The sequence below is a fragment of the Brachybacterium sp. EE-P12 genome, assembly GCF_003711805.1.
GTDB lineage: Bacteria > Actinomycetota > Actinomycetes > Actinomycetales > Dermabacteraceae > Brachybacterium.
Genome location: NZ_QXCP01000012.1, coordinates 143,261 through 167,918, shown reverse-complemented (window position 1 = coordinate 167,918; position 24,658 = coordinate 143,261). Strand labels below are relative to the sequence as shown.

The 24,658-nt window shown below is 73.2% G+C and carries 20 protein-coding genes; 14 read left to right on the top strand and 6 right to left on the bottom strand.

Annotation, left to right across the window (positions count from 1 at the left end; translation table 11 throughout):
- Positions 1 to 37: 37 nt before the first annotated feature.
- Positions 38 to 1,396 (top strand): ABC transporter substrate-binding protein, encoded by a 1,359-nt coding sequence (locus tag D1648_RS16670; protein ID WP_122943715.1) that lies wholly within the window; start codon positions 38 to 40, stop codon positions 1,394 to 1,396.
- A gap of 46 nt (positions 1,397 to 1,442) precedes the next feature.
- Here D1648_RS16670 and D1648_RS16665 read toward each other — a convergent pair whose 3' ends face one another.
- On the bottom strand, positions 1,443 to 2,930 hold the full coding sequence (locus tag D1648_RS16665) for an FGGY-family carbohydrate kinase (RefSeq protein WP_122943714.1): 1,488 nt from the start codon (positions 2,928 to 2,930) through the stop codon (positions 1,443 to 1,445).
- A 269-nt stretch (positions 2,931 to 3,199) separates the two neighbouring features.
- Here D1648_RS16665 and D1648_RS16660 point away from each other — a divergent pair, with 269 nt between their 5' ends.
- The 10 genes from D1648_RS16660 to D1648_RS16615 all read left to right on the top strand — a co-directional run bounded on the left by D1648_RS16660 (position 3,200) and on the right by D1648_RS16615 (position 15,181).
- Positions 3,200 to 4,132: a sugar-binding transcriptional regulator gene (locus D1648_RS16660; RefSeq protein WP_122943713.1), complete on the top strand. Its 933-nt coding sequence runs from the start codon at positions 3,200 to 3,202 to the stop codon at positions 4,130 to 4,132.
- A gap of 257 nt (positions 4,133 to 4,389) precedes the next feature.
- Positions 4,390 to 5,478 carry an alcohol dehydrogenase catalytic domain-containing protein gene (locus D1648_RS16655; protein WP_122943712.1) on the top strand — a complete coding sequence of 363 codons (1,089 nt, stop codon included), beginning with the start codon at positions 4,390 to 4,392 and terminating at the stop codon, positions 5,476 to 5,478.
- A gap of 242 nt (positions 5,479 to 5,720) precedes the next feature.
- The gene (locus D1648_RS16650; protein WP_122943711.1) at positions 5,721 to 6,407 is read left to right on the top strand and encodes a DUF2291 family protein; all 687 of its coding nucleotides are present in this window, start codon (positions 5,721 to 5,723) and stop codon (positions 6,405 to 6,407) included.
- Complete coding sequence (locus D1648_RS16645; protein WP_122943710.1) at positions 6,404 to 7,939, top strand: sugar ABC transporter ATP-binding protein; 1,536 nt, start codon at positions 6,404 to 6,406, stop codon at positions 7,937 to 7,939. The genes D1648_RS16650 and D1648_RS16645 overlap by 4 nt, the downstream gene beginning before the upstream one ends.
- A gap of 28 nt (positions 7,940 to 7,967) precedes the next feature.
- On the top strand, positions 7,968 to 9,053 hold the full coding sequence (locus tag D1648_RS16640; RefSeq protein WP_122943709.1) for an ABC transporter permease: 1,086 nt from the start codon (positions 7,968 to 7,970) through the stop codon (positions 9,051 to 9,053).
- 76 nt (positions 9,054 to 9,129) lie between these two features.
- Entirely contained in the window at positions 9,130 to 10,131 is a 1,002-nt protein-coding gene (locus D1648_RS16635) for a D-ribose ABC transporter substrate-binding protein (RefSeq protein ID WP_122943708.1), read from the top strand.
- Between the two features lie 226 nt (positions 10,132 to 10,357).
- Positions 10,358 to 11,707 (top strand): MFS transporter, encoded by a 1,350-nt coding sequence (locus D1648_RS16630; RefSeq protein WP_122943707.1) that lies wholly within the window; start codon positions 10,358 to 10,360, stop codon positions 11,705 to 11,707.
- A 151-nt stretch (positions 11,708 to 11,858) separates the two neighbouring features.
- The gene (locus tag D1648_RS16625) at positions 11,859 to 12,644 is read left to right on the top strand and encodes an SDR family oxidoreductase (RefSeq protein WP_122943706.1); all 786 of its coding nucleotides are present in this window, start codon (positions 11,859 to 11,861) and stop codon (positions 12,642 to 12,644) included.
- A gap of 157 nt (positions 12,645 to 12,801) precedes the next feature.
- A complete protein-coding gene (locus tag D1648_RS16620) occupies positions 12,802 to 14,538 on the top strand; it encodes a dihydroxyacetone kinase family protein (RefSeq protein WP_122943705.1) in 1,737 nt (578 codons plus the stop codon).
- Positions 14,539 to 14,713: 175 nt separating this feature from the next.
- The gene (locus tag D1648_RS16615; RefSeq protein ID WP_122943704.1) at positions 14,714 to 15,181 is read left to right on the top strand and encodes a ribose-5-phosphate isomerase; all 468 of its coding nucleotides are present in this window, start codon (positions 14,714 to 14,716) and stop codon (positions 15,179 to 15,181) included.
- A 154-nt stretch (positions 15,182 to 15,335) separates the two neighbouring features.
- Here D1648_RS16615 and D1648_RS16610 read toward each other — a convergent pair whose 3' ends face one another.
- The 4 genes from D1648_RS16610 to D1648_RS16595 all read right to left on the bottom strand — a co-directional run bounded on the left by D1648_RS16610 (position 15,336) and on the right by D1648_RS16595 (position 20,211).
- Positions 15,336 to 16,742: an MFS transporter gene (locus D1648_RS16610; RefSeq protein WP_122943703.1), complete on the bottom strand. Its 1,407-nt coding sequence runs from the start codon at positions 16,740 to 16,742 to the stop codon at positions 15,336 to 15,338.
- 238 nt (positions 16,743 to 16,980) lie between these two features.
- Entirely contained in the window at positions 16,981 to 17,472 is a 492-nt protein-coding gene (locus D1648_RS16605) for an NUDIX hydrolase (RefSeq protein WP_122943702.1), read from the bottom strand.
- A gap of 13 nt (positions 17,473 to 17,485) precedes the next feature.
- The gene (locus tag D1648_RS16600) at positions 17,486 to 19,357 is read right to left on the bottom strand and encodes a carboxyltransferase domain-containing protein (RefSeq protein ID WP_122943903.1); all 1,872 of its coding nucleotides are present in this window, start codon (positions 19,355 to 19,357) and stop codon (positions 17,486 to 17,488) included.
- A gap of 83 nt (positions 19,358 to 19,440) precedes the next feature.
- Complete coding sequence (locus tag D1648_RS16595; RefSeq protein ID WP_122943701.1) at positions 19,441 to 20,211, bottom strand: LamB/YcsF family protein; 771 nt, start codon at positions 20,209 to 20,211, stop codon at positions 19,441 to 19,443.
- Between the two features lie 150 nt (positions 20,212 to 20,361).
- On the opposite strand from D1648_RS16595, the gene D1648_RS16590 reads away from it, so the two are divergent.
- Both D1648_RS16590 and D1648_RS16585 read left to right on the top strand, forming a co-directional pair.
- Entirely contained in the window at positions 20,362 to 21,291 is a 930-nt protein-coding gene (locus D1648_RS16590; RefSeq protein ID WP_122943700.1) for a hypothetical protein, read from the top strand.
- A 134-nt stretch (positions 21,292 to 21,425) separates the two neighbouring features.
- Positions 21,426 to 21,758 (top strand): helix-turn-helix transcriptional regulator, encoded by a 333-nt coding sequence (locus D1648_RS16585; RefSeq protein WP_122943699.1) that lies wholly within the window; start codon positions 21,426 to 21,428, stop codon positions 21,756 to 21,758.
- A gap of 16 nt (positions 21,759 to 21,774) precedes the next feature.
- Here D1648_RS16585 and D1648_RS16580 read toward each other — a convergent pair whose 3' ends face one another.
- Positions 21,775 to 22,827, bottom strand: coding sequence for an NAD-dependent protein deacetylase (locus D1648_RS16580; RefSeq protein ID WP_241155555.1), 1,053 nt, complete (start codon positions 22,825 to 22,827; stop codon positions 21,775 to 21,777).
- 185 nt (positions 22,828 to 23,012) lie between these two features.
- Between D1648_RS16580 and hutH the strand changes: the two genes are divergently transcribed.
- A complete protein-coding gene (gene hutH, locus D1648_RS16575) occupies positions 23,013 to 24,590 on the top strand; it encodes a histidine ammonia-lyase (protein WP_122943698.1) in 1,578 nt (525 codons plus the stop codon).
- Positions 24,591 to 24,658: the final 68 nt, after the last annotated feature.

Genomic DNA, 24,658 nt, shown 5'->3' with positions numbered 1-24,658 from the left:
CGACCGCGTCCGCCCCCACCCCGAAAGGACACCCATCATGACCAGCTCACTGCACATCCCCCGCGGGCTCAGCCGCCGCTCCCTCATCGGGCTCGGCGCGGCAGGCGCCGGGGCGCTGGGCCTGGCCGCCTGCGGCGGTCCCGAGGTCGGCGGCGGCGGCGGGGACGGCGGAGGCGGCGCCGAGGACCTCGACCTCGACTTCTCCGGCGTCGAGCCCGCCACGAAGATCGACTTCTGGAGCAGCCATCCCGGCGGCTCCCAGGACGTGGAGAAGGAGCTGCTGGGGGCGTTCACCGAGGAGACCGGCGTCGAGGTCAACCTGGTCACGGCCGGCTCCAACTACGAGGAGATCGCGCAGAAGTTCCAGACCGCGCAGGCCGCGAACTCCGGACTGCCCGCCGTGGTGGTGCTCTCGGACGTCTGGTGGTTCCGCTACTTCATCAACGGCAACATCATCCCCGTCGACACCCTCGTCGAGCAGCTGGAGATCGACCTGTCCGACTACCGCGACTCGCTCGTGGCGGACTACCAGTACGACGACAAGCAGTGGGCGCTGCCCTACGGCCGCTCCACGCCGCTGTTCTACTTCAACAAGGACCACTTCTCCGCTGCGGGGCTGCCCGACCGCGCCCCGGAGACCTGGGAGGAGTTCGAGGAGTGGGCGCCGGAGCTCACCGAGGCCGAGACCCCGTACATGTACCCCGACCTGGCCGGCTACGCCGGCTGGACCCTGCAGAACGTGCTGTGGGGGGAGGGCGCCGCCTGGTCCGACGAATGGGAGATCACCTGCAACACCCCCGAGGCCGTCGAGGTGATGCAGTGGGTGCAGGACTCCGTGTTCTCCGACGGCTGGGCGCAGGTCGCCTCGAGCGATTCGGCCGATGCCTTCGCCGCAGGGGTCTGTTCGGCGACGATCGCCTCGACGGGATCGCTCGTGGGCGTGCTCGAGTCCTCGTCCTTCGACGTGGGCGTGGGCTTCCTGCCCGGCGGCTCGGTGGAAGGGCCCGTGTGCCCCACCGGCGGTGCCGGCCTCGGCATCCCGGCCGCGATCTCGAAGGAGGAGCAGCTGGCCGGGGCGATGTTGATCGAGTTCATGGGCCGGCCCGAGTCCACCGTGGCGTTCTCCGCAGCGACCGGGTACATGCCCGTGCGCAAGAGCGCGGACCTCACCGAGCTGACCGAGGAGACCCCGCAGATCCAGACCGCCGTGGACCAGCTGGACCAGACCCGGCCGCAGGACTTCGCGCGCGTCTTCCTGCCCGGCGCCGATCAGGAGATGGCCAAGGCCATCGCCGCGATCGCGACCGCCGAGGGTGACGTCCAGGAGGCGATGGACGGTCTCAAGGAGACGCTCGAGGGCATCTACACCAAGGAGATCGAGCCGAAGCTGCCCTGAGCGGGGTGGCGCTGAGCCTTGGCCCGCCGGCTCCGCGCCCCCCGGCTCAGCCCCGCTGCAGGCGGGCCAGCGCGTGGGTGATGTCGCGCGTGGCGGGGTAGAGCTCGCGGTAGAGCCGGTACAGCTCGTCGTAGCGCTCCCGGTGCCGGGGATCGGGAGTGCACACGTGGTCGCTCGGGTTCCAGTGCGCGGTGTCGGCGCCGTGGGCGAGCTCCGCGGCCAGGCGCGCCCCGCCGTAGGAGGCGCCGACGGTGCTGCTGGGGATCTCCTGCACGAGCCCGGTGACGTCCGAGACGATCTGCGGCCACAGGTCCGTCTGCGCCCCGCCGCCGACGGCGACCACCCGGGTGACGGGCAGGCCGGCCGCCTCGAGGGTCTCGAGATGGTGGCGGACCCCGTAGGCGGCGGCCTCCAGGGCCGCCCGGTACAGGTCCCCGCGGGTGTGGGAGAGGGTCAGCCCGGCGATCACGCCGCGGGCCGACGGGTCCGCGATGGGGGAGCGCTCGCCGGCGAAGTAGGGGAGCATGACCAGGCCGTTCGCGCCCGGTTCGCTCGCGGCGGCCTCGGTGACGAGGGCGGAGAAGTCCGTCTCCCCGGTGAGGTCGCGCAGCCAGCCGGTGATCGCTCCCGAGGCCGCCATGCCGCCGGAGAGGGTGTAGACGCCGGGGCGTGCGCCGGAGGTGGGCCACAGGGTGCGGCTGGCCATCGGCTCGGCGATCCCGGCGACGAGGAACGTGGTGGTGCCGTACATCAGCATCATCTGGCCGGGCTCCGTGGTCCCGGCGCTGACCGCCTCGGCCCAGGCGTCGATCGTCCCGGCGATCACCGGGATCCCGGCGCGCAGTCCGGGGATGAGCCGCGTGACGTCGGGGGAGAGGGGGCCGGCTGCCTCGCCCGCCCAGCGCAGGGACGGGAGCTCGAGGCCGGGGGCGACGTGCTCCGCCCAGCGCGGATGCCAGTCCTGGGTGCGCAGGGAGTACATGGGGTTGGTCTGGCTGGCGCTGATGTGGTCCAGCACGTACTCGCCGGTGAGGCGGAAGGCGAGATAGGACGAGGGCATGAAGACCCGCCGCGTCCGCGCATAGACCTCCGGCTCGTTCTGCACCACCCAGGTGATCTTCGGGCCGGCGGCCTGGGAGGTCAGGCCCGCACCGCAGTGCGCGACGATGTCCTCGCGGCCCAGCACGTTGGTCAGGTGCGTGATCTGCCGCTCGGCGCGGGTGTCGACGCCGTAGAGGATCGCGGGGCGCACCGGGGTGCCCGCCTCGTCGGTCAGCACCACGCACGGCCCCATGCCGGAGACGCCGACGGCGGTGACCTCGACGTCTGCCGGGGCGGTGAGCTCCTGGGCGATCGCCACGAACTCGTCCCACCAGATGCGTGCGTCCATCTCGACGTGCCCCGGCGCAGGGCGCTGGACGGTGTGCTCGCGGACGGTGCTGCGCAGGATCGTCCCGTCGAGGGCGACGAGCACGCCCTTCGTGCTCGACGTGCCGACGTCGACGCCGAGGACCGCGCTGGATCCTGTCGCCATCTGCTGCTCCGCCTCCCGTCACGGGCTCGTCCTCGAGCGCGGGGCTCCGCGCAACTGCCCTATCCTGCCACGTCGGCCTGTCCCGGCCGGGCTCTCGACAGGTGGCCCCGGGCACGCCCGGCGCCCCTGCAGCTCCCCTCGTCCGACGAAAGTTCGGAACTACTGTTCTCAACCCTGTCCCCGGGGCGCGGGAGTTCTATAGGATCGGCGGGCGAACAGAGGATGTGCGAGCGGCGGGGCCGCGACGCTGATCGCGAGGAGGGGGCGGCGTGCTCGAGAGTTCGATCGATCTTCAGCTGCTGCATCATGCTGCCTCCGCCTACTACACCGATGGGCTCCGCCAGGCCGAGGTCGCCGAGCGGCTGGGCATCTCCCGGCCGACGGTGAGCAAGCTGCTCGCCGAGGCGCGACGGATCGGGATGGTCCGCATCGAGGTGCTCGACCTGCCCAGCGTGGACCTCGCCGACCTCGCGGGCCAGGTGCGCGAGCGGCTCGGCGTCGAGAAGGTCCTCATCGCCCCCGGTGATCAGCGCGAGCGGGACTATCGCGGCCTCGGGGACCTGCTGGGGGAGGAGCTGCGCCGGCTCGCGCTGCGCCGCGGCGAGGTGCTGCTGATCTCGTCCGGCACCACCACCCATGCGGTCAGCAGGGCCCGGGGCCTTCCGGAGCTGCCCGGGGTGATCGTCGCGCCGACGGTCGGCGGCCAGCAGGAGCCCGACCCGACCTTCCAGACCAACGAGATCGTGCGCACCTTCTCCGACCGCACCGGTGCGCAGCCGCAGTTCATCTTCGCCCCCGCGCTGCCCAGCCCGAGCCTGTTCAGCTCGCTGCAGGCCGATCCGAGCTTCCGATCGATCACGGAGCTGTGGGGGAGGGCGCGCGTGCTGGTCACCGGCATCGGCTCCCCCTACGACGAGCGGGCGGCGCTGACCTCGGTGGTCCCGCGGGAGGACCCCTCGCTCCGGGGTGCCGCCGGCGACGTGTGCCTCTACTTCTACGACGAGCAGGGCGAGACGATCGCGTTCCCCGGATCCGACCGCCTCATCCGCCCCTCCCTCGAGCAGCTGCGCGCGATCCCGTCCTCGATCGCGCTCGCGGCGGACCCCGACAAGGCGGTCTCGATCCGCGCCGGTGCGCGCACCGGCCTGTTCACCACCCTGGTCACGGACACCCCCACCGCCGAGGCGATCCTCGCCGCCTGAACGGCCGCCGGCTCTGTCTGCATCGCTGCCCCGTGTGCACCGCCGACGGTCCCGCCCGCCCCGTATCGACCGCCGCGGCGCGGCCCCTCTGTGCACCTGATCCCCTCCGCAGAACTTCTGTCGACCCCAAGGCGAACAATTGTGCTTGACGATTGTTCTCGCAGTGTCTACGCTCGATCCCGTAGGCCGTGGCCGGCTCGTCCCTGTCGGGGTCGAGGCCTCGAGGCCGACGGAACGTATCGAAGGAGATGTGTCAGATGACAGAGATCGCGCGAACCATGCAGGCCGTCGTGATGCACGCACCCGAGGACTACCGGCTCGAGGAGATCGACGTCCCCACTCCGGCGGCGGACGAGCTGCTCATCAGGGTCGAGGCCGTCGGCGTGTGCGCGAGCGACCTGAAGTGCTACCACGGCGCCGCGAAGTTCTGGGGCGACGAGAACCGCGACCGCTGGGTCCAGCCCGGCATCACCCCCGGCCACGAGCTGGTCGGCGAGGTCGTCTCGGGCTCCGAGGAGGCCCTGGCCCACCACGGCGTCCAGATCGGCGACCGCATCGCCTGCGAGCAGATCGTGCCCTGCGGCGAGTGCATGTACTGCCGGCGCGGCTGGTACTGGATGTGCGCGCCGCACGCGATGTTCGGCTTCAAGAGCTACCACGGCGCGATGGCCGAGTACATGATCGTCCCCGCGCTCGCCCGCGCCCACAAGGTCTCCAAGGAGATCCCGCCCCATCACGCCGCCTTCTCCGAGCCGCTGTCCTGCTCGCTGCACGCCGTCGAGCGCGCGAACCTCAGCTTCGACGACGTCGTCGTGATCGCCGGCTGCGGCCCGATCGGTCTCGGTGCCGTGATCGGCGCGGCCCACAAGACCCCCAAGATGGTCATCGCCCTCGACTTCGACGACGACAAGCTCGCGCTCGCGAAGAAGTGCGGCGCGGACCTCACCCTGAACCCCTCCGAGGTCGACATCTACGAGGAGATCAGGGGTCTGACCGGCGGCTACGGCGCCGACGTCTACATCGAGTGCACCGGCCACCCCAGCGCCGTCTCGCAGGGCCTGAACCTCCTGCGCAAGCTCGGCACCTTCGTCGAGTACTCGGTGTTCAAGGACGACGTGACGGTCGACTGGTCGATCATCTCCGACGACAAGGAGCTCGACGTCCTCGGCGCCCACCTCGGCCCGAACTGCTGGCCCGCCGCCATCAAGATCATCGAGTCCGGGGTGCTGCCCATGGACGAGATCTGCACCCACCAGTACGGCCTCGCCGACGTCCAGAAGGCCCTGGACCAGGTGGGTGACTCCGCCGGCGCCTCGGTCAAGGTGTCCATCGTCCCCGGCCTCTGAGCCGTCTCCAGGGACGCGACCGGGCACAGCGCCCGGCCGCGTCCCCGCCCCGCCACCCGACCCGCCCCTCCACCCACCGCCGAGCCGACGCAGCGCTGCGAGCCCCCCGGTGCACGACCTCCCGCGACGACGCGGGACAGCGCGATGACGCGCTCCCCCTCTCCCACCCCATCCGCTGTCCCCGACAGCCCGGCACCGTCGCCCTCCCCACCCGTGGACCGGGGCGCCGAGGAAGGCTCCCCATGAGCACCACGACCGACGCCGCGCCTCCCGCGCCCCGCGCCTCCCGCAGCCCGGCCCCGCGCCGGGCCCCCCTCGGCCGATGGATCGGCATCGGCCTGACCGTCCTCGCGCTCCTCGTCGTCGTCCTGGGCACGAAGGTCGTGCCACAGGGGCAGGAGTCCGAGCTCGCCGAGGGCACGGCGGCCTTCGACAAGGCCACCTTCGGCGCCGAGAACTTCCCCGCCGTCCAGGAGTCGATCGCCGCGAGCGCCGTACCCGCCCCCGAGCTCGCCGAGGCCATCGCCGAGGATCCCGAGGCGGCCGCGGAGGAGCACGGCGTGGAGGCCTCCGGGCAGACCCTCTACACCACCACCTTCACCGGCACCGTCGGCGAGGGCGAGGACGGCCTCTACGAGGTGGCCGTCGACGGCATGCCCGAGGGCGTGACCGTGCGGATCCAGACCGGACCCGCCATCAACGGCACCGAGCTGCGCGACGCCACCGGCGAGTACGACTTCTCCCAGTTCACCAATCAGATCGAGTTCCAGGACGCCGGCGCCGCGCTGAACGAGGAGATGAAGAAGCAGGTGCTCGAGCCGGTCGACGCACCGAACCTCGAGGGCGAGACCGTCACCGTCACCGGCGCCTTCACCCTCATCAACCCCGAGGGCTGGCTCGTGACCCCGTCGGACCTGGAGGTGTCATGACCACCGAGGACACACCCCGCGCCGCCGACGTCGTGCTGCAGGCGCGGGACATCGTCAAGACCTACGGCGGCACCCGCGCCCTCAAGGGCGTGAACTTCGACATCCACCGCGGCACCGTCACCACCCTGTTCGGGGAGAACGGCGCCGGGAAGTCCACCCTGATGAAGATCCTCTCCGGGGTCGAGCAGCCCACCTCCGGGCGGATCGTCCTGGACGGGGAGCCGGTCGCCTTCGCCACCACGAACGATGCCCGCGACCACGGCATCGCGATCATCCACCAGGAGCTCAGCCTCGCCCCGAACCTCTCCGTGCGCGACAACATCTTCCTGGGCCGGGAGATCACCCGCGGCGGCGCCGTGGACTACGCCGAGGAGACCCGGCAGACCCGTGCGCTGCTGGAGGAGATGCACCTGGACGTGGACCCCTCCACGCCCGTCGGCGACCTCCGCGTGGGACAGCAGCAGATCGTCGAGATCGCCCGGGCCCTGTCGATCGACGCCCGGATCCTGATCATGGACGAGCCGACCTCCGCGCTCGCCGCGAAGGAGGTCGAGATCCTCTTCGGCATCATCGACGAGCTCACCTCCCGCGGCGTCTCCCTCGTCTACATCTCCCACCACCTCGAGGAGGCGCTGCAGGTCACCGACCATGCCGTGGTGCTGCGGGACGGGACGATGACCGCCCGCGGGGACCGCGCCGAGATCGACCTGGACTGGATCGTGCGCCACATGGTCGGGGAGAACTTCGACCTCGGCTCCCCGCCGGACGGCTACGAGCTGGGCGAGCCCGCCCTCCAGGTCCAGGACCTCACCGTGCTGGACCCCGAGAGCCCCGACCGGGCGATCGTCGACGGGCTCTCCCTCGACGTGCGGGCCGGGGAGATCGTGTGCCTGTACGGCCTGATGGGCGCCGGCCGCACCGAGCTGCTCGAGGCCGTCGCCGGGCGCGGCGAGATCGCCGGCGGCCGGGTCCTGCTGGACGGGCAGGAGCTGGACCGCGGCGGGATCCGCGACCGCATCGGGCGCGGCATCGCACTCGTGCCCGAGGACCGCCAGCGGGACGGACTGGTCCCGACCATGTCCGTCGGCCAGAACCTGACGCTCGCGAGCATCCGCCGCTTCCTCAGCCGCGGGCTGCTCTCCCGCGTCAAGGAGAAGGCGCTGGCCACCTCGCTGATCAAGGACGTGACCGTCAAGGCCCCCGGCCCGCAGACCCCCATCGGGGCGCTCTCGGGCGGGAACCAGCAGAAGGTCGTGATCGGGAAGGTGCTCGCCACCGACCCGGCCGTCATGCTCCTGGACGAGCCCAGCCGCGGCATCGACATCGGCGCCAAGGCGGAGGTCTTCTCCCTCCTGGCCGACCACGCCCGGGACGGCCTCGCCGTCCTGTTCACCACCTCCGAGGTCGAGGAATGCTTCAGCATCGCGCACCGCATCATCGTGCTGCGCCGCGGACGCATCTCCGCCGAGTTCGGACCCGACGCCGACAAGGCCGACGTGATGGCCGCCTCCGGCGAAGCCGTCGCCACCTGACCCCGCTGCCACGAACGGAACCCGCACCATGACCGCCACCCCCGCCGCCGCAGCCGCCGGCGAGAAGCCCACGAAGAGCCTCGACATCTCGAAGCTGCTCATCGAGGGGCGCGCCTTCCTCGCCCTCGCGCTGATCATCGTCGTCTTCTCCCTGCTCTCCCCGAACTTCCTGACCGTCGACAACCTGCTGATCATGGCGTCCCACGTCGCGATCTTCGCCCTGCTCTCGATGGGCCAGCTGCTGGTGATCCTCACCGGCGGCATCGACCTCTCCGTCGGCTCCACCCTCGGCTTCTCCGCCGTGATCGCGGGCTTCCTGCTCCGCGGCGTCCCGCTGGACGTCTTCGGCGTGACCCTCTACCCGAACGTCTTCGTCTCGGTGCTCATCGCGGTGCTGCTCGGCGGACTGATCGGCGTCATCAACGGCGTGCTCGTCGCCCGCTTCAAGGTCGCCCCCTTCGTCGCGACGCTCGGCATGCTCTACGTGGTCCGCGGCGTCGCGCTGCTGATGACGAACGGCCGCACCATCAACGACATCTCCGGCGACGAGGGCCTGGGCAACACCGGCATCGAGTGGCTGGGCTTCAACCGCGTCCTCGGCATCCCCGTCGGCGTGCTGATCATGGCGGTCGTCGCCCTGATCATCGCGCTCGTGCTGGCCCGCACCACCTTCGGCCGCTGGCTGTACGCCACCGGCGGCAACGCCCGCGCCGCGGAGCTCTCCGGCGTGCCGGTGAAGAAGGTGACCGTGTGGGTGTACGTCATCGCGGGCCTCTGCTCGGCGATCGCCGGCGTCATCCTCGCCTCGACGCTGACCAGCGCGAGCCCCACCGCCGGCAACACCTACGAGCTCACCGCGATCGCCGGCGTCGTCATCGGCGGCGCGGCCCTCTCCGGCGGGCGCGGCACCGTGCGCGGCACCCTCCTGGGCGCCTTCGTGATCGGCTTCCTCTCCGACGGGCTCGTGCTCGTGGGCGTCTCCGCCTACTGGCAGACCGTCTTCGTGGGCGCCGTGATCGTCATCGCCGTGATGCTGAACTCGCTCGAGTACGGCCGGCCCCGCCGGACGAAGCAGCCGACCGCCGCGCCGGCCGACGCGACCACCACCTCCTGACCCTCCACCGCAGGTGGGCCCTCGGGCCCGGCACCGATGCCTCCACCCGGGCGCATCCCCACGAAAGGAACACATCATGGAACGCAGGCACTTCCTCTCCGCCCTCGGCATCGGCGCCGCGGCGGCGGGCCTGGCCGCATGCGGCGGCTCCGACGACAGCGCCTCCGGCGGCTCCTCCGACGACGGCGGCGGGGGTGGCGGGGTCGACGGCGGTCTCATCACGATCATCGTCAACGACCCCTCGAACCCGTACTGGAAGACCGAGGGCGACGTCGCCGCGGCCAAGGCCGAGGAGCTCGGCTACACGACCACCGTCGGCGCCCACAAGGGCGACACCAACACCGAGAACACCCTGGTCGACACCGCGATCTCGAACCAGTCGGTCGCGCTGATCATGGATCCGGCCAACGCCGACGGGTCGATCGGCACGATCAAGAAGGCGATCCAGGCGGACATCCCCGTCTTCCTCATCAACGCCGAGATCAACGAGGCCGGCGTCGCGAAGGCGCAGCTGGTCTCGAACAACGCCCAGGGCGCGGCGCTCGGTGCCCAGGAATGGGTCGAGCGGATGGGAGGCTCCGGCACCTACGTGGAGCTGTTCGGCCTGCCCTCGGACAACAACGCCCAGACCCGCTCCAACGGCTTCACGACCACGATCAGCCAGTACCCCGACCTCGAGAAGGTGGGGGAGGAGGTCGCGGACTGGGACCGCACCAAGGGTCACGACAAGGCGCAGTCCCTGCTGCAGGCCCATCCGGACATCGACGGCCTCATCTCCGGCAACGACGAGATGGCGCTCGGCGCGATCGCGGCCTTCAAGGAGGCCGGGGCGCTCGAGGGGATCGTCGTCGGCGGCTTCGACGGCTCGCCCGACGCGGTCGAGGCGATCAAGAACGGAGAGCTCGCGTACACGGTGCTGCAGCCCGTGGCCCAGTTCGCCGAGCTGGTCATCGAGATGGCCGACGACTTCCTGCGCAACGGCACCGAGCCGGAGGAGGAGAAGCAGGCGCTGGACTGCATCCTCATCACCGAGGACAACGTCGACAAGATGACGGCGCCGTTCACCTACACCGAGTGAGGCAGGGTCCGCGATGCGGGGCGTTCCGCATCGCGGACCGCTCTTTCACGAGGTCGTGACCTGGGCCGACGGCGGGGAGACGGGAGTCACCCCAGTCCGGAACATTTGTGCTTGACGTATGTGTCGACGGGTCCTAGTGTCGTCCCCGTCGGCCGCAGCGCTCCGCGCCCCCGGGCAGCGAGTCACCGGCGGCCACCGAAGATCCGCCGCACGAAGGAGTGTCCTCATGACCCCCACCCCGACCACGACGGACGAGGTGGTGCCTGAAGCCGGCACCTCCCAGGAGACCTTCCTGGACCGCATCGGCATCCCCCACGCCCTGCGCTGGGGCTTCCTCGGCGTGCTGGTGTTCATGACCGGCAACGGCGTGGAGACGAACTTCGTCTCCCCGCACATGGCCGAGGTCTTCGGCGGCGGCGACGAGATGATCAACCTCGCCGCGACCGTCATCACCTTCTACTCGCTCGCCTCCCTGATCGGCTCCTATCTCGCCGGCGCCCTCTCGGACCTCTGGGGCCCGCAGAAGGTGATGCTGCTGGGCGTCGCGGTCTGGGTCGTGTTCCAGGCCGCGTTCGTCGGCGCGCTCGCGACCGAGTCCGTGCCGCTGATCTTCGGCAGCTACCTCCTGCGCGGCTTCGGCTTCCCGCTGTTCGCCTTCGCCTTCCTCGTGTGGGTCAACGCCGTCGTGCCCAAAGAGCGCAACGGCGCGGCCGTGGGCTGGTTCTACGTCATGTTCACCGGCGGCATGCCCACCATCGGCTCGCTCGTCGCCATCGGGCTGATCCCCGCCTTCGGCGGCGGCCTGTTCGGCGAGCGCTGGGCCATGATCGCCTCCACCGCGATCGTCGTCGCCGGATTCCTCATCGCCCGGCTCGGCGTGCGCGAGGAGCACGGCGACCGCCGCCTCGCCCCGGAGGGCGAGACCAGCCGCCAGGTCATCCTCTCGGGTGTCGTCCTGTCCTGGCGGAACAAGCGCGTCCTGCTGGGCTTCCTGACCCGCCTGATCAACACCGCCCCGCAGTTCGGCATGTTCATCATCCTGCCCACCGTCATCGCCGAGACCCTCGGCTGGGGGCAGAGTCGCTGGCTGCTCATGACCTCGGTGATCTTCGCCGGCAACATCCTGTTCAACGCCGCCTTCGGCGCCCTCGGCGACCGCATCGGATGGACCACCACGGTGCGCTGGTTCGGCATCGTCGGCTCCGCGATCGGCCTGCTGCTGTGGTGGTACGTGCCGCACTGGGTGCCGGCCGGCTCCGACTGGGGCTTCGTCGTCTCCCTCATCGCGGGCACCGTCTTCGGCATCCTGCTGGCCGGCTTCGTGCCGCTCGGCGCGATCATGCCGGCGCTCGCCCCCGACCACAAGGGCGCCGCGATGGCCATGTACACCACCGCCGCGGGCGGTGCGACCTTCCTCGGCTCGGCCGTGGTCGCGATCGTCCGCCCCTGGGGTGGGAACGTCGGCGTGGTCTGGGCCTTCGTGGTCCTCTACCTGTGCGCCTTCCTCATGACCTTCGCGCTGAAGGTCGACCAGCCCCGCCTCGGCAAGAAGGACATCGCCGCCGCCGAGTCCTGAGCCGTCGCCCCGGGGGCCGACGGATCCGTCGGCCCCCGGGGCGCATCGCACGCCCGGCCGGGCGCGCACCGCCTGCTCGAGGCGCGCCTCGCCCGCCCGCGGCGCGCACCGTCCGCCTCTCCGCCCCAGTCCTCGTCTCGAAGGAGCACCCATGACCACCGGCACCAGCTCTCTGTTCGACCTCACCGGCCGCACCGCCCTCGTCACCGGCGGCGCGAAGGGCCTCGGCCTCGCGATGGCGAAGGGCCTCGCCCAGCACGGCGCCCCGATCGTGCTGGCCGACATCGACGACGCCACCGGCGAGCAGGCCGCGAAGGACCTCGCCGCCGAGACCGGCGTGGAGGTCTCCTACCGCCACCTCGACGTCACCGACCAGGGCATGGTCGAGCGGGTCGTCGCCGCGATCGACGAGGAGGTCGGCGGGCTCGAGATCCTGCTCAACAACGCCGGACGCACGATCCACCACCCCCTCGAGGACGGCGACGGCGAGAGGTGGCGGGCCGTGATGAGCCTGAACCTCGACGGCGTCTACCACGTGCTCTCCGCCGTGGGCCGGCGCATGCTCGAGCGCGGCCGCGGCAGCATCATCAACACCGGCTCCATGAGCGGCATCATCGCCAACGTCCCCCAGACCCAGGCCTCCTACAACGCCTCGAAGGCCGCGGTCCACAACCTCACCCGCTCCGCCGCTCTCGAGTGGGCCTCCCGCGGCGTGCGCGTGAACGCGATCGCCCCCGGCTACATGCGCACCGAGCTGACCCGCGGGTTCTACGAGGCCGGCGGCGAGCAGATCGACATCTGGAACATGATGACCCCGATGTCCCGCCCCGGTGAGCCCGAGGAGCTCGCCGGCGCCGCCGTGTACCTCGCCTCCGACGCGTCCAGCTTCGTGACAGGCTCGATCCTGTCGATCGACGGCGGCTACACCGCCGCCTGAGCCCTCGTGCGGGGCCGACGAGGAGCGTCGGCCCCGCACGCTCGCCCGTGGACCGTCCGCCCGACGGTCAGACCGCGGGCCGACCGACCGCTCGCCGGTCGTCGGCCCGCCGCCCATCCGCCATCCGCCCCCGACCCCGCCGATCCGGAGAGACCCGATGACCTACCTGTTCGATGATCCCCAGACCTTCCCCTCCGACGCCGTCGAGGGCCTCGTCGCCGCGCATCCCGAGGAGCTGCTGCGCGTGCACGGCGGCGTGGTGCGCGCCAAGCGGACACCGCAGGGGCAGCCCGCGCTCGTCGTCGGCGGCGGCTCCGGCCACTACCCGGCCTTCGCCGGCTGGGTCGGGCCGGGCTTCGCCCATGGCGCGCCGTGCGGGAACATCTTCTCCTCCCCGTCCTCGGACCAGGTGTACTCGGTCGCGAAGAACGCCGAGAACGGCGGCGGCGTGATCCTCGGCTTCGGCCACTACGCCGGCGACGTGCTCCACTTCGGCGTCGCCGCCGAGAAGCTGCGCGCCGAGGGCATCGACGTGCGCATCGTCGCCGTCAGCGACGACATCGCCTCCGGCCGCGAGGGCGAGCACCGCGACCGCCGCGGCATCGCCGGCGACCTGCCCATCTTCAAGGTCGCCGGGGCCGCCATCCAGGCCGGCGCCGACCTCGAGACGGCCGAGCGCCTGGCCTGGAAGGCGAACGACGCCACCCGCTCCCTCGGCGTCGCCTTCGACGGCTGCACCCTGCCGGGCGCGGAGGACGCCCTCTTCCACGTCCCCGAGGGGAAGATGGCGATCGGCCTGGGCATCCACGGCGAGCCCGGCATCGACGAGAAGCCCATGCCGAGCGCGAAGGAGCTCGCGAAGGTGCTGGTCGACGGGGTGCTCGCCGAGACCCCCGAGCTCTCCTCCGACCGTGTCGCGGTGGTGCTGAACGGTCTGGGCACCGTGAAGCACGAGGAGATGTTCGTGGTGTGGAAGCACGCCTCGCAGCTCCTGGCCGAGGCGGGCCTGACGATCGTGCGCCCCGAGGTGGGCGAGCACGTGACCAGCCTCGACATGGCCGGGCTGTCCCTGACCGTGATGCGCCTGGACGAGGAGCTCGAGCAGCACTGGCTCGCCGCCGCCGACGCCCCGGCCTTCCGGCGCGGCGGGACCGTCGAGGGCGACCTCGGCACCGAGCGCACCGAGATCTACACCCCCGGCGAGGACCCGATCCCGGAGGCCTCCGCAGAGTCCCGGGAGTCGGCCGAGCGGATCGCAGGGATCCTCGCCGACGTCGAGACGCTGCTGGTCGAGCTCGAGCCGGAGCTCGGCCGGATGGACGCGATCGCCGGGGACGGCGACCACGGCCAGGGCATGGTGCTCGGCGCGAAGGCCGCCCGCGCGGCCGCCGAGCACGTCACCGGGGCCGACGGCGGTGCCCGCACCGTCCTCGTCCAGGCCGGCGCCGCCTGGTCCGCCGAGGCCGGCGGCACCTCGGGCGCGCTCTGGGGCGCGGCGCTGACCAGCCTGGGCCGCGCCTTCGCCGACGACGCCGCCGTCTCCGGGGAGCAGCTGCTCACCGGGCTCGTCCAGGCCGTCGAGGCGGTCGAGCGGCTCGGCGGCGCGAAGCCCGGCGACAAGACCATGGTCGACGCGGCCGTGCCCTTCCGCGAGGCGATCAGCCTCTCCCTGGCCACGGGCGCCGAGGAGGGGGAGGGCCCGGCCGCCTCCGCCTCGCGCACGATCGAGACCGCTGCGGCCCGCGCGGTCGAGGCCGCCGAGGCGACGTCCGACATCGCTGCGACGATGGGCCGTGCCCGCAACCACGGCGAGAAGTCCGTGGGCACCCCGGACCCGGGCGCGATCTCCTTCTCGAAGATCGTGACCCTGCTGGCCGAGAAGCTCACGGCCTGACCCGGCGGGCCGGGGCCGGGTGGTCCGCGAGTGTCAGGTTCTCAGCCGTTTCCGGCCCGGGAACGGCTGAGATCCTGACACGGGCGGCTCGTCCACGTTTCGCACACCGATCCATCACCGTCACGCGCGTCGGGGCCGTCCCGGTCGCGCGTCATCTGATCTGAAGGAGAACATCATGGCTCTGACCATCGTCACCGGCAGCGACAATGCCGGCTACGGCCACAAGTCCGCGCTCAAGGAGCTGCTGGAGAACGACCCCCGCGTGGAGAAGGTCATCGATGTGGGCGTGACCGGCCGTGAGGACGGCACCTACTACCCGAACGTCGCGGTCGAGGCGGCGGAGAAGATCGCCGCCGGCGAGGCGGATCGTGCCCTGCTGGTCTGCGGCACGGGCCTGGGCGTCGCGATCGCGGCGAACAAGGTCTCCGGCATCCGTGCCGTGACCGCGCACGATCTGTACTCGGTGCAGCGCTCGGTGCTGTCGAACAACGCCCAGGTCCTCACCATGGGCGAGCGCGTGATCGGGCTGGAGCTGGCCAAGGAGCTGGTCAAGGTGTGGCTGGACCTCGAGTTCGACCCCGAGTCCTCCTCCGCCGCGAAGGTCGACGCGATCTGCGCCTACGACGGCTCCCTCGAGAAGTGAGCTGACCGGCCCGAGCTGATCGGGCCGACCTGACCGGGCCGCGCTGACCGGGCCGGGCTGACCGGCCCGACCTGACCGGGCCGGGCCGGGCCGGCTGAGCCCGGCCCTGCTCGGACCCGGGCTGCCGGGAGTGCCGCACCCCTGGCCTCCGGCTCTACTCCGCCAGCGCCTTCCCGCGCTGCTCGGGGAGGGTGAAGGCCGCGGCGGCGGCGACGGCGAAGGCGAGGGCGAACACCGCGAATGCGAGCCACTGCCCGCCGGAGACCACGAGCACGGGGACCAGGAACGGGGCCGCGATCGAGGCGAGCCGGCCGAAGGCGGCAGCCGCTCCCGTGCCCGTGCCGCGCACCGCGGTGGGGTAGAGCTCCGGGCCGATCGCGTACAGCGCGCCCCAGGCACCCAGGTTGAAGAAGCTCAGCAGGCATCCGGCCACGAGGATCGTCGCCTCGGAGTCGGCCATGCCGTAGCCCACGGCGCTGACCGCCGAGCCGGCGAGGAACAGCGTGAGGGTCCAGCGCCGCCCGAGCACCTCGATGAGCCAGGCCGCGGCGGCGTAGCCGGGGATCTGGGCGAGGGTGATGATGAGCGTGAAGGTGAAGGACTGGGTGAGGGTGAAGCCGCGGTCCACGAGCAGCGTCGGGATCCAGATGAACGCGCCGTAGTAGGCGAGGTTGATGCAGGCCCACACCACCCACAGCCCGGCGGTGCGGGCGCGCAGCGCGGCGGACCAGATGCCGCCGGAGGCGACCTGGTCGGCCTCGGGCACGACGCCCACGGCGTCCGCGGCGACGCGGCCCTCCTCGGTGCCGGCGTCGGAGGCGAGGACGCCCTGCGCTGCGGCGTCGAGCCCGGCGGAGGCCTCGAAGTCGCGCACGATCCGCTCGGCCTCCTCGTGACGGCCCTTCGTCTCCAGGAAGCGCACCGACTCGGGCATCCCCAGCCGGATCACGATCGAGTAGGCGGCCGGGACCATGCCGAGGGCCAGCGCCCAGCGCCATCCCGTCGGCCCCGAGGTCGCCACGAAGGTGCCGATCACGGCGGCGAGGATCCAGCCGCCCGCCCAGAACGCCTCGAGCCACACGATGATGCGGCCGCGGATCCGGGCCGGGGCGAACTCGCTCATGAGGGTCGAGGCGACGGGCAGCTCGGCGCCGAGGCCGAGGCCCACCACGAACCGCAGCGCGATCAGCGTGCCGACCCCCATCGCGAGGGCGGAGGCGCCGGTGGCCAGGCCGTAGACGAGCAGTGTGAGGGCGAAGACGGAGCGTCGGCCGAGCCTGTCGGCCAGCAGTCCGCCGAGGCTCGCGCCGATCGCCATCCCGGCGAAGCCGGCGGAGGCGATGAGGGAGCCGTCGGACTTCGCGAGGTCCCAGTGGACTGCCAGGGCGGCGATGACGAAGGAGATCAGGCCGACGTCCATCGCGTCCAGCGCCCAGCCGATCCCGGAGGCGCCCAGCAGCCTGCCGTGCTTGCGGGTGAAGGGGAGGCGGTCCAGGCGCTGCGAGCGGGTCAGCGGTCGGCGGACCGGCGCGGAGTCCGGAGCGAGGTGGGAGGGGCTCATGGTCTTCTCCGACGGTGGGGACGGCGCGAGGCGCACCGGGGGCGGGGTGGGCACATCATGGCTCACCACGACGAGCCCGGCCTGCGACGGGGATCACATCTCGCGGCGCCGTGGTGCTGCACCCCGCGCAGGACTCCTGGTCACTGTGAGGAAAAGCGGGAGGTCTCGGAAGCGTTGCATTCTCGTCGCCCGCCCGTCCGGTCTCGAGGCGCGGGACGCAATGCCCGCGCCCGACGGGTCAGCGGGCGGGGTGGGAGACGAGGTCGAGGCCGATCTCGCCGCGCAGGACCGCGAGCGCGCGACGGGTGCGGGCCGCGCCCCAGGGCCCGAGCAGGTCCAGCTGCTCCTCCGCGACCAGGGCCCAGTCGTCGAGCTCCTCGACCTGCGGGATCACCTGCGACTCGAGCTCGGCCCGCGGGATCACACCTGCGTCGAACAGGAAGTGCACGCCCATCGGGGCGCCGCGCACCACGCTCGAGGGGATCCAGTCCACCGCGAGCATCCGCCCCACCTCGACGTCGAGGCCCAGCTCCTCGTGCACCTCGCGCTGCGCGCACCGGCGGGCGTCCTCGCCAGGGTCGACGCCGCCGCCGGGCAGCAGCCAGTGGTCGCGGTAGTTCGGCTTCTCGATCACCAGGTGGCCGTGCTCGTCCCGCAGGACCACCGCCCCGGAGGAGATCACCTTGGGCAGGGTCGCGAAGTAGGCGGGGTCGGGCAGGAGGTGGGGCATGGGCTCCATCGTGTCATCGGCCGGCCGGCGGCGACCAGCGCCTCCCGTCGGCGTCCCCGTCACCCTCGCGGCCGGTCGCGTCGGCCGCGTCGACGAAGCGCAGCCGTGTGCCGGCGCCGGTCTGGGCGAGCCGGTCGAGCCCGCGCCGGGTGACCACGGCGATCACCGGGTAGCCGCCCGTGGTGGGGTGGTCGGGTCCGAACACGACGGGCAGGCCCGAGGGCGGCACCTGCACCGCCCCGGGCAGCATCGGCTCGCTCGGCACGGATCCCGCGCCCTCCGGCACCGGCAGCGCGGGCCCCTCGAGCCGCACGCCCACCCGGTCGGAGTCCTGTCGCACGGTCCACTCCGTGCCGAGCAGGGCCGCGACCGCCTCCGCGCCGAGCAGCGCCTCGCGCGGTCCGACGAGGACGGGGATCCGGAGGGCCGCATCGGCCGACGGGGATCCGGGGCCGTCCGCCGCCGCCGGTGCGACCACGGGCACCGCGTCCAGCCCCTGCTCGCGCCCGACGCACAGCACGTCCCCGGCCTGCAGCGGCTCGGGCCCGAGTCCGGAGAGGGTGTCGCGGGAGCGGGAGCCGAGCACCTCGATGTCGACCTGTCGGCTCCGGTCGGGGGCGGGGTCGGCGCCCGGGACCGGCTCGCCGTCGTGCTCAGACGCCGACGATGCCCGCGTGAGCCGCGTGATCCCGCCCCGGACGGCGAGGACCAGGCGCAGCCCGTCCTCGGCCGGCCCCACCTCGATCCGGTCGCCGGGGTCCAGGGCGAGGGCATGCTCCCGCGAGGCCTCGGCCGGGAGCGCCACGTCGCCGACCTCCTCGTCCCGGCGCCCGATCCGCACCGGGGCCCGTGCCCCGGAGACGGCCAGGACCGTCGGCGCAGCGGCGCGCAGCAGCACCGGTCCGACGAGCGCCTCGAGCACGGCCGCCCCTCCGGGGTTGCCGACGGCCCGGTTCGCGCGCTGCATCGCGCCGCGGTCGAAGGCCCCGGAGCTGCTCACGCCGATCGCGCCCCGCCCTGGGCGACCGGCATCCTCCAGCAGAGCGAGCGGGCCGGGGGAGAGGATCTCGAGCACGGGGCGGACGCTCTCGGCGCCGGGTCGCCCGCGCCGCTGACCCAGCCGCGCGGGGACGGCCGCGGCCTCCCGTGCGGCGCGAGCGAGGGCGGCGGTCGTGGCCGAGGGGCGGGAGCTCGCGCGCTGCGGGGTGAAGCGCACGCGCGTGCCCGAGGTGAGCAGGGCCGGCGGTTCCCGGTGCGCGTCGAACAGAGGGGCGTCGCTGCGTCCGATCAGCTGCCAGCCGCCGGGGGAGGGACGCGGGTAGATGCCGCAGTAGCGGGAGGCGAGGCCGACGGCGCCCGCGGGCACGGCGTTGCGGGGCTCCGCGCGGCGCGGCACCTCCCAGGGCGGGCCGACGGGGCCGGTCCCTCCCTGCGCCTCCGGCGACCCCGGCGGAACCTCCGCGAGGAGATACGTGAAGCCCGGCGCGAAGCCGCCGAAGGCCGCCGTCCAGGTCGTCCCGGAGTGCGCACGGATCAGGGCCTCCGCGCTCATGCCGAGCAGCCCGGCGACCTCGTCGAGGTCCTCCCCGTCGTAGACGATGCCCACGCTCGTCTCGGCCGGCGCCGCGTCCTCCGCCGCCGCGGGCGGCAGCTGTGCGAGCAGGGCCTGGAGGTCGGGGAGGTCGCGGGGGTCGGTGCCGCGCAGCAGCAGGGTGTGCTCTGCGGGGACGAGATCGAGCAGGTGCGCGGGACGGAGCGTGCGCACCGCCTCCGCCGCGGCGAGCACTGCGGCGGTGTCCCGATACTCCGCGAGCAGCCCCGTCTCCCCGGCGCGGTGCACGCGGTGCGGAGGCGGGAGCAGGCCGGCGGTGGAGTGCTGCGGCATGGTGCGGTCCCCCGTGGAGCGCCCCGGCGCGGTGGGGCCTGCCGCGGGGTCCTCCGGGGCGGAGCGGTCGGGCGTCCGGCGGTTCACAGCGCCGCCCTCAGCTCGGTGCCCGCCTCCTCGAGCCGGGCGCGCACCGCCCTGGCGAGCTCGACGGCACCCGGGGTGTCCCCGTGCAGGCACAGGGAGCGGACCGGGAGCTCCACCCACGTCCCGTCGGCCGACCGCACCCCGCCGGCGGTCACGATCGACAGCGCCTGCGCGGTCACGGCCGCGAGATCGGTGAGCACGGCGCCGGGCCGCGAGCGCGGGGCGAGAGTGCCGTCCGGGAGGACGACGCGGTCCGCGAAGCCCTCGAGCACCACCTCGAGCCCCGCCGCCTCCGCCAACGGGACGACCGCCGCGCCGGGCGCCGCGACCAGGGGCAGCGAGCCCAGCTCGCCGAGCGCCCGCACCACCGCCCCGGCCTGCGCCTCGTGATGGGCGAGCGCGTTGTACAGGGCGCCGTGGGGCTTCACCCCGCGCACGCTCGTGCCCTCGGCCCGGGCCATCGCCTGCAGCGTCCCGACCTGCACGACCACCTGGTCCGTGAGGTCCGCGGGGGCGATGTCGAGGAAGCGTCGGCCGAAGCCCTGGAGGTCCGGATAGGCGACGTGCGCGGTGATCGCGACACCGCGGGCGGCCGCGGCCCGGCAGGCGGCGCGCATCGACCGGGCGTCCCCGGCATGGCCGCCGCAGGCGATGTTCGCGGTGGTCACCACGTCGAGCATGGCCGCGTCCTCACCCATCGACCAGTCGCCGTAGCCCTCCCCGAGGTCGGCGTTGAGGTCGATGGCGGCAGCGGCGGGGGCGGTCATGGGGCGGCTCCTTCGTCCGACGGCGGATGCTGCCCATTGTCCGCCCCCGGTGCGCGGACGTCACCTCGCCCGGGCTGCTGCACTTCCGGTCCACGGGGGAGACGCCGAAGAGCAGCTGAGTCGCCGCCCCACGCCCGATAGCCTCGAGGGATGAGCGAGCCCTCCCCGGACCCCGCCCCCGCGCCCCCGGGGGAGTTCCCCGATCTGCCGGCGGGGATCGGCGGCACGGATCCCGAGCAGCCGCTGCGGTACACGCCGGAGGACGTCGCCGCCGCCCGCGACCTGCTGGATCGCGTGCGCGGCGAGGACAGCGCCGTTCCACGCGCCGCTTCCACCACGCCCGCGGCTCCCGCGCCGGTGGTCACGCTGAGCGACGAGCAGATCGCGGCGCTCGACGGCTACGAGCGTCGGCAGTTCGTCGCGAGCCCCTGGCTCGAGCAGCACCCCGAGCAGCGCCGCCTCGCCGCGGCGGTCGCGCTGCGCGGCCTGATCGCCGCCGGCCAGGTCCTCACGCGCACCTCCGGCCACGGGGAGGGGCCCCGCTGGCGAGCGGTGCCCGAGATCTCCGGCTGCCTCGTGCTGCGCCGCACCGCGCAGTCGTTCACCACGGCCGAGCGCACCGTCCGCACCGAGGCCGGTCCGCAGGTGCACCGGCTGCACCTGTTCACCCATCCGGGCGGGGTGCTCGAGGAGGAGGTCACGGCCGAGGGCCTCCACCGCTTCACCGTGCTCGCGCCCGAACGGGCGGCCGAGCGCCTGACCGCCTTCCTCGATCCTGCCGGTGCCGCGCACGCCGACGGCGAGGCGGTGCGGGTGCGCGGCTCCGAGCTGCCGGCGCATCCACTCGCCGCCCGTCTCGCGGCGACCAGGGCGCTGACCGTGCTCACCGTGGTGCGCACGACGAACGGCACCGTCCAGCAGCTCAGCGCCTACGCCACGGCCGACGGCATGCTCACCATGGAGGCGCTCGATCCGGATGCCGAGGACCCGCCCCTCGAGATCCGTCCCGTGGACCGCGCCTCCCTTCGCGCGCTCGCGACCGTGCTGATCAGCGGGGAGCCCACGCCGGGGGCGACCTGAGAGGAACTCCTGCGGGGCCCGGGAAGCGCGGCCCTCGCGCGGCGCGCCCGCCGTCGGCCGGCCCCGGGCGGTGTTCTCCCCGGACGGGCGGCGTTCTCCCCGGAAACGACCCCTCCGCTTGGCATGATGGGTAGATGGCGATCGATCCGACCCCGGTGCAGCTCGACGTGATCTCGCAGGCTTTCCGGCTCCTGTCGTCACCGGTCAGACTGCACCTCGTCGTGCTCGCGGCCGAGGGCGAACGGGACGTCACCTCGCTCGCGCAGGCCGCCGGCGTGACGCTGACCACGGCGAGCCAGCATCTGAGCAAGATGCGCCTGGCCGGCCTGGTCAGCGCGCGGCGCGAGGGGCGCCATCTCTACTACGTCGTCGACGATCCGCACGTGCTCACGATCGTGCGGCAGATGTTCGAGCACATCGCCCCCGACGGCACCCTCGCCCCGGACCCGCCCGGGCCCCTGGGCTGATCCCCGGCGGGTCGGCTCAGGGGATCGCGCCGACGGCGGCGGCCCAGCGCGCGAGCACGTCCTCGAGCCGCCCGTGCACCCGCAGCGTCGCCTCGGCGTCGGCGCGCGTGGGACCGTCGTTGAGGATCACGACGGGCTTGTCCTGCCGGCGGGCGGCGCGCACGAACCGCAGCCCGGACTGCACGGTCAGCGAGGAGCCGAGCACGAGCAGCGCCCGGGCGTCCGCGAGCGCCGCGAACGCCTCGGCGACCACCTCGCGCCGCGCGGACTCCCCGAAGAACACCACGTCCGGCTTCACGATCCCGCCGCACAGCGCGCACGGCGGATAGCGGAAGGAGCTGGTGCGATCCACCTCGGCGTCCCCGTCGGGGGCCTGGGCGGCATCGGCGGCGAGCTCGGGCAGGCGCGCGGCGAGCTCGGGGTTCATCGAGAGCATCCGCTGGTGCAGCGCGATGCGGGAGGAGAGGGCGCCGCACTGCTGGCAGCGCACGCGGTCCAGCCGCCCGTGCAGGTCGATCACCGGGGCGGAGCCCGCGGCCGCGTGGAGGCCGTCCACGTTCTGGGTGATCACGGAGGTGACCGGGAAGGCCGACGGGTCCAGCGCCGCGAGCAGGCGGTGCGCACGGCCGGGGCGTGCGCGGCGGAACTGCTCCCAGCCCACCGTCGACCGGGCCCAGTAGCGGCGTCGAGCCAGGTCGTGCCCCATGAACTCCTGGTAGGTCATGGGCGTGCGCGGCACCGCGTCGCGGCCCCTGTAGTCCGGCAGCCCCGAGCCGGTGGACATCCCCGCGCCGGTCAGCACCGCGACGGGGCGGTCGCGCAGCAGCGCGAGCGCCTCGGCGATCTCGTCGTCGTGGCTGCGCAGACCGTAGGGCGCCCCGTCCATCGGCCCCCAGGCGGGCAGGCGCGGCCCGCCGCGGGCGGGGCCGGGCCCGTCGAGCGGGCGCGAGGTGGCGGTGGCGAACCAGCGTCCGACGTCCGCGGCGGGCCCGACGCCGGCGGGGGAGCCGACGTGTTCCGCGGAGCCGTCGAGCTCCTCGTCGCGCCCGACCTCGCCGACCTCATCCATGGACTCGAGCCTAGGCGGTGCCCGGTGCCGCCGCCGCGCCGCGAGCGGAGTGCCCGGCCTCCTGCGAGACGCGCCCGATCCGGTATCCCGGACGGAAGCGGCGCTCCCGCAGCCCGCGCGCGCCGACGAGGGGTCACTCTGGAGGGTGACAGCACCATCCGTCCGGACGAGGAGCAGGCGAGCAGATGACGAGTGCGAGCGAGGATCAGCAGACCGGGACGGCACCCCGCCCCGTCGTCCTGGGGGAACGCCCGCTGACGGTCGAGGAGGTCGTGCAGGTCGCACGCCGCCGTGCCTCGGTCGAGATCGCCGAGGCGGCACGGGAGCGGATGGTCGCGGGCAGGGCCGCGGTCGACTCTCTCGCCTCGGGGCAGACGCCCGCCTACGGCGTCTCCACCGGATTCGGCGCCCTCGCGGACCGGAAGATCGACGTCGACTCCAGGGAGCGGCTGCAGGCCTCCCTCGTCCGCTCGCACGCGGCGGGGACCGGCGCGGAGGTCGAGGAGGAGACGACCAGGGCGCTGATGCTGCTGCGCCTGCAGACGCTGACCACCGGCCGCACCGGGGTGCGGCCGGAGGTCGCCGAGCGGTACGCGCTGCTGCTGAACGAGGGGCTCACGCCGGTCGTCCTCGAGAACGGCTCGCTGGGCTGCTCCGGCGACCTCGCGCCGCTCGCGCACTGCGCCCTCGCGGTCATCGGCGAGGGAGAGGTGCGTGACCGGCAGGGGCGCCTGAGGGGCAGCGCCGACGCGCTCGCGGAGCTCGGCGCGGAGCCGATCACGCTGCAGGCCAAGGAGGGCCTCGCGCTCATCAACGGCACCGACGGCATGCTGGGGATGCTCGCGCTGTCGATCCACGACCTGCACGTCCTGGCCCGGACGGCCGACGTCTCCGCCGCGATGAGCGTCGAGGCGCTGCTCGGCACGGATCGCGTGTTCGACCCGGCACTGCAGGAGGTCCGCCCGCACCCCGGCCAGAAGGCCTCGGCCAGGAACCTGGTCTCGCTGCTGGCGGACTCGGCGATCGTCGCGAGCCATCGGGGCGCGGACTGCACCGTCGTCCAGGACGCCTACTCGCTGCGCTGCGCTCCCCAGGTCGCAGGCGCCTTCCGTGCGACGCTCGCCCATGCGGAGCAGGTCGCCGCCGTCGAGCTGGCCAGCGCGATCGACAACCCCGTCGTGCTGGACGACGGCCGGGTGGAGTCCAACGGCAACTTCCACGGCGCGCCCGTGGGGTACGTCTGCGACTTCCTGGCGATCGCCGCCGCGGACCTCGCCTCGATGAGCGAGCGTCGCACGGACCGGCTGCTGGATCCCGCCCGCTCCCATGGTCTCCCGGCGTTCCTCGGCGCGGACCCGGGCATCGACTCCGGCCTCATGATCGCCCAGTACACGCAGGCATCGCTGGTCAGCGACATGAAGCGGCTCGCCGCTCCGGCGAGCGTCGACTCGATCCCGTCCTCGGCGATGCAGGAGGACCACGTCTCGATGGGCTGGTCGGCCGCGCGCAAGCTGCGCCGTGCGGTCGACGCGCTGACCAGGGTGCTCGCGATCGAGCTCATGGCCGGCGCCCGCGGCCTCGAGCTGCGCTCCCCGCTCGCCCCGGCTCCCGCCACCGCCGCCGCGCTCGCCGCGATCCGCGAGCGTGTCGACGGCGTGGGCCCGGACCGACGGCTCGCCCCCGAGATCGAGACGATGACCCAGCTGGTGCGGGGCGAGGCGGTGAAGGGAGCCGTCGAGTCCGTGGTCGGCCCGCTGGGCTAGGACCCGCGGGACCCGGCGCCCGCTGGGCCGAGCCCCGTCGGAGCGGAGGTGGGCTCGGCATGGTCGCA